This is a genomic window from Micromonospora sp. NPDC005173 (genome assembly GCF_040608515.1).
GTDB lineage: Bacteria > Actinomycetota > Actinomycetes > Mycobacteriales > Micromonosporaceae > Micromonospora.
Window position 1 is genome coordinate 1 of the sequence record NZ_JBEXIK010000094.1, and the last position, 5,386, is coordinate 5,386.

Annotated in this window: 7 protein-coding genes; 3 read left to right on the plus strand and 4 right to left on the minus strand. The window is 67.4% G+C overall.

Features of this window, described 5'->3' with window-relative positions; all coding sequences use genetic code 11:
* Positions 1-71: 71 nt before the first annotated feature.
* From ABZV00_RS37585 to ABZV00_RS37595, 3 genes are all read right to left on the minus strand, one after another.
* Positions 72-608 (minus strand): TetR/AcrR family transcriptional regulator, encoded by a 537-nt coding sequence (locus tag ABZV00_RS37585; protein WP_355615367.1) that lies wholly within the window; start codon positions 606-608, stop codon positions 72-74.
* Positions 609-630: 22 nt separating this feature from the next.
* Complete coding sequence (locus tag ABZV00_RS37590; protein ID WP_355615370.1) at positions 631-1,080, minus strand: hypothetical protein; 450 nt, start codon at positions 1,078-1,080, stop codon at positions 631-633.
* 155 nt (positions 1,081-1,235) lie between these two features.
* The gene (locus tag ABZV00_RS37595) at positions 1,236-1,640 is read right to left on the minus strand and encodes a hypothetical protein (protein ID WP_355615372.1); all 405 of its coding nucleotides are present in this window, start codon (positions 1,638-1,640) and stop codon (positions 1,236-1,238) included.
* 143 nt (positions 1,641-1,783) lie between these two features.
* On the opposite strand from ABZV00_RS37595, the gene ABZV00_RS37600 reads away from it, so the two are divergent.
* The 3 genes from ABZV00_RS37600 to ABZV00_RS37610 all read left to right on the plus strand — a co-directional run bounded on the left by ABZV00_RS37600 (position 1,784) and on the right by ABZV00_RS37610 (position 4,164).
* Complete coding sequence (locus ABZV00_RS37600) at positions 1,784-2,587, plus strand: inositol monophosphatase family protein (RefSeq protein WP_355615375.1); 804 nt, start codon at positions 1,784-1,786, stop codon at positions 2,585-2,587.
* A 111-nt stretch (positions 2,588-2,698) separates the two neighbouring features.
* Positions 2,699-3,220 carry a pantetheine-phosphate adenylyltransferase gene (gene coaD, locus ABZV00_RS37605; protein WP_355615378.1) on the plus strand — a complete coding sequence of 174 codons (522 nt, stop codon included), beginning with the start codon at positions 2,699-2,701 and terminating at the stop codon, positions 3,218-3,220.
* 61 nt (positions 3,221-3,281) lie between these two features.
* Positions 3,282-4,164 (plus strand): IS5 family transposase gene (locus tag ABZV00_RS37610; protein ID WP_355615381.1). Its coding sequence is split into 2 segments (ribosomal slippage): positions 3,282-3,455 and positions 3,457-4,164, totalling 882 coding nucleotides; the frame shifts between segments, so codons are not numbered across the junction.
* A gap of 97 nt (positions 4,165-4,261) precedes the next feature.
* Here ABZV00_RS37610 and ABZV00_RS37615 read toward each other — a convergent pair.
* Positions 4,262-5,125 (minus strand): aminoglycoside phosphotransferase family protein, encoded by an 864-nt coding sequence (locus ABZV00_RS37615; protein WP_355615384.1) that lies wholly within the window; start codon positions 5,123-5,125, stop codon positions 4,262-4,264.
* Positions 5,126-5,386 lie beyond the last annotated feature (261 nt).

Genomic DNA, 5,386 nt, shown 5'->3' on the forward strand with positions numbered 1-5,386 from the left:
CAGGACGACCGAGGAACCAAGGCCGACTGTCGTGCATGTGCTGGGACGGATTCGTCAAGCAGGTGGTGGGACTAGACATCTGCCGGCGGCCCTGTGCAATAGATGGCGAACGCGCTGATCGCGTGGGCCCAGGCCGCGTCGAGGTCGGCGTTGGGTGGGAATCGGTTGGCCAGCTCGAGATCGACAAGGCCGTGCGCGAGGCCCCAGATAGCACGCGCGGCTGCGATGTTGCCGCCGGTGACCTTCAGCAGGGGCGCGGCCGCCGCGGCCTCGACGCCGGGCGCGAGACGTGGACGATCCAGGGAATGGCGGGCGCTGAGCTCGTAGAGGCGAGGGTGCTCAAGCGCCCACCGCCGGTAGGCAGCAACGAGCGTGGCCAGGTCGGCGCCGGCCCCGGCCAGCACGGCACCGAGCCGTTCCAGCGCGCGCTGTTGCAGTGCAGCTTCGATCTCGGTCTTGCCGGCGATGTGCTTGTACAGCGAGGGTGCCTGGATGCGCAGTTCGTCGGCGATGCGCCGCATGGTCACCGCGTCTGGGCCTTCACGTTCCAGGATCCGCTCGGCCGCGTCGACCACCTCGCCGCGGCGGTTCACCAGCGCCTCGGACAAGCCGGGATCGCTACCAGTGTCCTCATCCGGCGCGCTGGGTGGTGCCGCGCCAGCCCGGGGACGACGTCCAACCGCGACTCAACACGTAGGCGCCGACGAGGAGCACCGAGACCGTGCCATCCCAACCGACGATCGTTGCGGTGTCGGCGATGCCGCCATGAACGGCGTAGAGCAAGGCGGTCACCGTGAGCGCGACCTTGTGGAAGATCACCAGCTCCCACACACCTCGGTAGCTGCGCGGCGCCAGCGCAAGCAGCACGAACAGGCCCGCGAAGACGACGAGGCCGTAGGCTCGCCAGGTCTCGACGACTTTGGTCCCGCCATCGGCGTCCCAAACCGTGCCGGCCGCGGTGAGCGCGGCACCGGCGGCGCCGACGGCGGCAAGCCACAACATGATCCTTGCGATCCGATCGCGGCCAGATCGCGGCGACCGCGCCGATGTGGTCGACACGGTGGAACCGCTGGTGATCATAAACTCTCCCCGGATCTGGCTAACATCGTTAGCCGGACCGTAGGCTAACAACGTTAGCCTCGTCAAGAGGTAGTCGGCCCCGGGCGCGACAAATTACGCGGGGCAGGGCGAGCAGCGCGACGACACGCATGCACTCATCTCGGCCGAGTCGCTCATCATGTTCTGGAGTCCATGTACGCGGCGAGGATGTAGTTGAGGTGCCACCTGGTCTGCCCGCCCCTGTTCCGGGATTCCTGGTTCCGGGGCCCACCCTCGACGAGCGCGCACTGGTGCGTCGGCACGTCGGTGAAGAACCGCCAGTGATCGTTGCCTTCGACGTCGACGCACCGACCGGGGATGATCGTCTTACCTGTCTCGTCGCAGCAGGATCGATTGAGGTGGCACGAGGCCTGGCCTACCGCTACTGGCGTGACAACCTCTGCTAGAGAACGCCCCGGCAGCGCACGTGCGACCGCCAGAGCAATCACCTCGCCGGAGCCGCGACTGTCACTGACGGCGACGCTCACCGCAGCGGAGAGCGTCCCCCAGTGGATGACGGCCGGCAGCGGCCTCCTCCGCATCGAGGCCCCGCCAGAGCACCTGGTGACCAGCGACGGACTGTTAACGCACGATCGGCGGCAGATCCGGATATCTGATCGAGGCTCGCCCGCTGTGGGCCGGACGGCAGTTCCCACTCGGAACCCGCCCGATCTATTGTGCGTGCATGTCGATCAACGATCGGGATCTGGTCATCAAGGCGGCGGAAGCGGGGGCTGCGGTCGTGCGCTCTCACTACGGGATAACCCTGACACGCTTCGAGAAGTCTGCAGGGGACTTCGCCACGACGGCCGACATCGAAGCGGAGAAGGCCATCCTCGACGTCTTGCACGCTGCCCGGCCGGACGACGTCGTGGTGGGAGAGGAAAGCGGACGCACGGGAACCGGCGGGAATGGACGTACGTGGCTGGTCGACCCGCTGTGCGGGACGCTGAACTATGCCGTACACAACATGCTGGTCTCGGTCAACGTAGCTCTGCGAACCGGCACACAGGTCGTCGTGGCAGCCTCGGCGGACCCCTTCGCCGATGAGGTGTTCTGGACTGACGGCGCTGGTGCGAACGTGCGTCGCGGCGGCGTGGACGAGCGACTCGCCCCGTCGGCCGAGTCGAGGCTGGTAGACGTCAATCTCGATCCACCGTTCCCCAACGAGCGAGTCTTCCGGGCCGCCCGGTTACTTGCCGACGAAGGGTTCATCGAGCAGTTTCGCCCGCGCGTCGTCTCCACCACCCTGGCGGTGGCTTGGGTCGCTGCCGGCCGACGCGCCGCCTACGTGACCGATGGCCACCTACGCGACAGCGTCCACTTCGCGGCCGGTATCGCCCTCTGCCAAGCCTCCGGCTGTGTGGTCACCGGGATCGACGGCCAGCCACTTCACACCGGAGCGGGCGGTCTCGTCGTGGCCGCCGACGAGCAAACGCACTCCGCCCTGCTGACCCTTGTCGAGAATCAGCGCGCAGGAAGGGATTGATCGGGTATACCCTTCTCGACACGAACGGACGCTGACCGGGTGCGGTCTGCGGCAGATCAGGATGCCGGCGGTGGTCGGCGGTGACGACATGGCCCAAAGTCGGGTCGGCACATGTACGGCTGGGATGATCGTGGCCATGTGGTTGAAGTCGCGGTGACGGCTACATCTGATCGTAGAGCGGCACCGGTACACGGTTCGTTGGCGGTCTATCCCGGTACGTTCGATCCGTTCACCCCGGGGCACCGCGACCTGGTAACCCGTGCTCGGGTGATGTTCGACCGGATCATCGTGTTGCTGGCCGTGAACGCCGACAAGCGACCAACCGCCGAGGCCACGGCCAGGGCCGTACGCGTGCGCGACGCCATGCCGGCAGTCTGGGGCAATGTCGAGGTGGACACTTGGACCGGCCTGACCGCTGCCTACTGCCTGCGCCGCGGCGCCACGGTCATCGTCCGCGGCGTGCGCACGGCCGCGGACCTTCGCTACGAGTACCAGCTCGCTGCGATGAACGAGCAACTCGGCATTCAGACCGTCTGGTTGCCGTCCCGTCCGCAGCTGGCCGCCACGTCGTCAACGGTCGCACGCGCATACCGCTCGGCACAGTTGACCCGTCCGTGGCATAACGCTGAATAGTGAGGCCTAGGTTCTGTCCGGCGGATCATGACCGTCTGGCCCCTGGACCATCGTTCTGGTCGTGGGGCGGGGTGATCTGACGAACGATGAGTGGGCACGACTCGCACGGCATCTGCCGAAGCCGGGTCGCCGGGGCGGGCGATGGGGTGATCACCGGAGGATGATCAACGGGATCCTGTTCCGGATCCGCACCGGCGTCCCGTGGCGGGACCTGCCCGAGCGGTTCGGGAACTGGAAAGACGGTGTACGAGCGCCATCGCCGCTGGTCCGCGGAAGGGACCTGGGATCGGATTCTCCAGGCTGTCCTGGCCGATGCCGACGCCGAAGGGCAGATCGACTGGAGCATAGTGAGCGTGGATTCCACCTCGTGCCGGGCTCACCAGCATGCGGCCGGGGCACCACGCAGCGCGCCCCTGATCCCGAAGAGACGGTCGATTCCTCGCCAGCACCGGCCCGATGAGGGACTCGGCCGTTCACGCGCCGGCCTCACCTGCAAGATCCATCTCGCCGGGGAGGGTGGCCTCTGGCCGCTGGCCCTGCTGATCACTCCCGGCCAGTGGGGCGACAGCCCCCAGCTCATCCCGGTGCTGGAACGCATCCAGGTCAAGCGCCCTGGCGGCGGGCGTCCCCGGACGCGGCCGGACCACCTCGGCGGCGATAAGGCGTACAGCTCCCGCCGCAATCGCCGCTACCTGCGCAGACGTCAGATCAAGCACACCATCCCCGAGCCGAAGGACCAGCGGGCGAACCGTTGTCGCCGCGGCAGCAAAGGAGGACGGCGCGCCGGCTTCGACAAACAGATATACCGGCGCCACAACGAGGTCGAGCGCACGATCAACCAGCTCAAGCACTTCCGGGCGGTGGCGACGCGCTTTGACAAGCGAGCCTATATCTTCCACGGCACCGTTACCGCGGCCTCGATCCGTCTCTGGATTAAGACCTGATCAGCCCGCCGTCCAGCCCCCTGGGCCGCTACTGCAAGTCAAGCGCCCTGGAGCCTACGGCGTCATGCTCTGCCATGTAGTACCTGGAGGTCGGCTGCTAATTCAGCACCGCACGGAAGGCGCGCTCGCCGATGCCGCGCATCAGCGGGTTGTCCGCCGAGTGCGTCAGGAAGACCAGGGACAGGACAAGCGCCCACCCACGCGACCGCTCCCAGGTCGCGTCGTCTGCGCGGCCATACGTCTGTCGAAGAGCAGCACGCTGCTCCGCCGTGAACAGCATCCAGGCCACGGACAGGTCGGTGGCGGGATCGCCCGAGGTGATGTCACCGAAGTCGATCACGGCGCTGATTCGGCCGCGGTTGACCAGGATGTTGGCCGGGTGCAGGTCCCCGTGCAGCCACAGCGGCGGACCATCCCAAGCAGGTGTAGCGGCGGCCACCTCCCAGATCCGCAGCGCGGCGGCACGGTCAGCCGGATCGACGTGCGCCAGCCCGGTCAGGACTCCCTCGGCGCGCCCGGCGAGTGGAATCCCGCGAAACGGGTTGACGGGCGCCTCCGAAGGAGCCGGGGCATGCAGCGCGCCCAAGAAACCGCCGAGCGTCGCCGCAGCCGACCAGAGGTCGTCGGGCTCCGACCGCTCCGCGATCCGGCCCGGGAAAAACGGCACGACACTCCATGACCACGGGTACTGAGTCGTCGGCTGCCCGACACGCACCGGCGCCGGCACCGGCAACGGCAGGCGGCCGGCCAACTCCGGCAACCACCGCTGCTCGTGCGCGACGAGTTCGGCGGCCATGGCGCGCCGCGGCAACCGGACCAGGAACTCCTCACCAAGCCGACACACAAGGTTGTCCCAGCCGTTGGCCAGGACCTCGACCGGCAAGTCCGCTAGATCGGGGTGCTGCTGATCGAGCAGACGGCGCACCAGTTCGACAGAGACTGGAACCTCCGCAGCGGGCATTCGGTGAACTGTCACAGCGAGAACCCTACGACCGCACCCCGGTGCGCTTGGAAGCCAGTCAAGGAAATGGCTGAGCCGCGCAAGGCCATCACATGATCCGCCGGACACCCCTAGGGGGTACCGGAACGGTGGCAACGCCTCAAGATGGGACGCACTCTCATCGGCTAAAGCCGCGAGCGCTGGTTATGTCCCGGAGGCCATGTAGGCGGCCAGGATGTAGTTGGGGTGCCGGTCGAGGTTCTTGCGGGCTCTGTCGTAGCG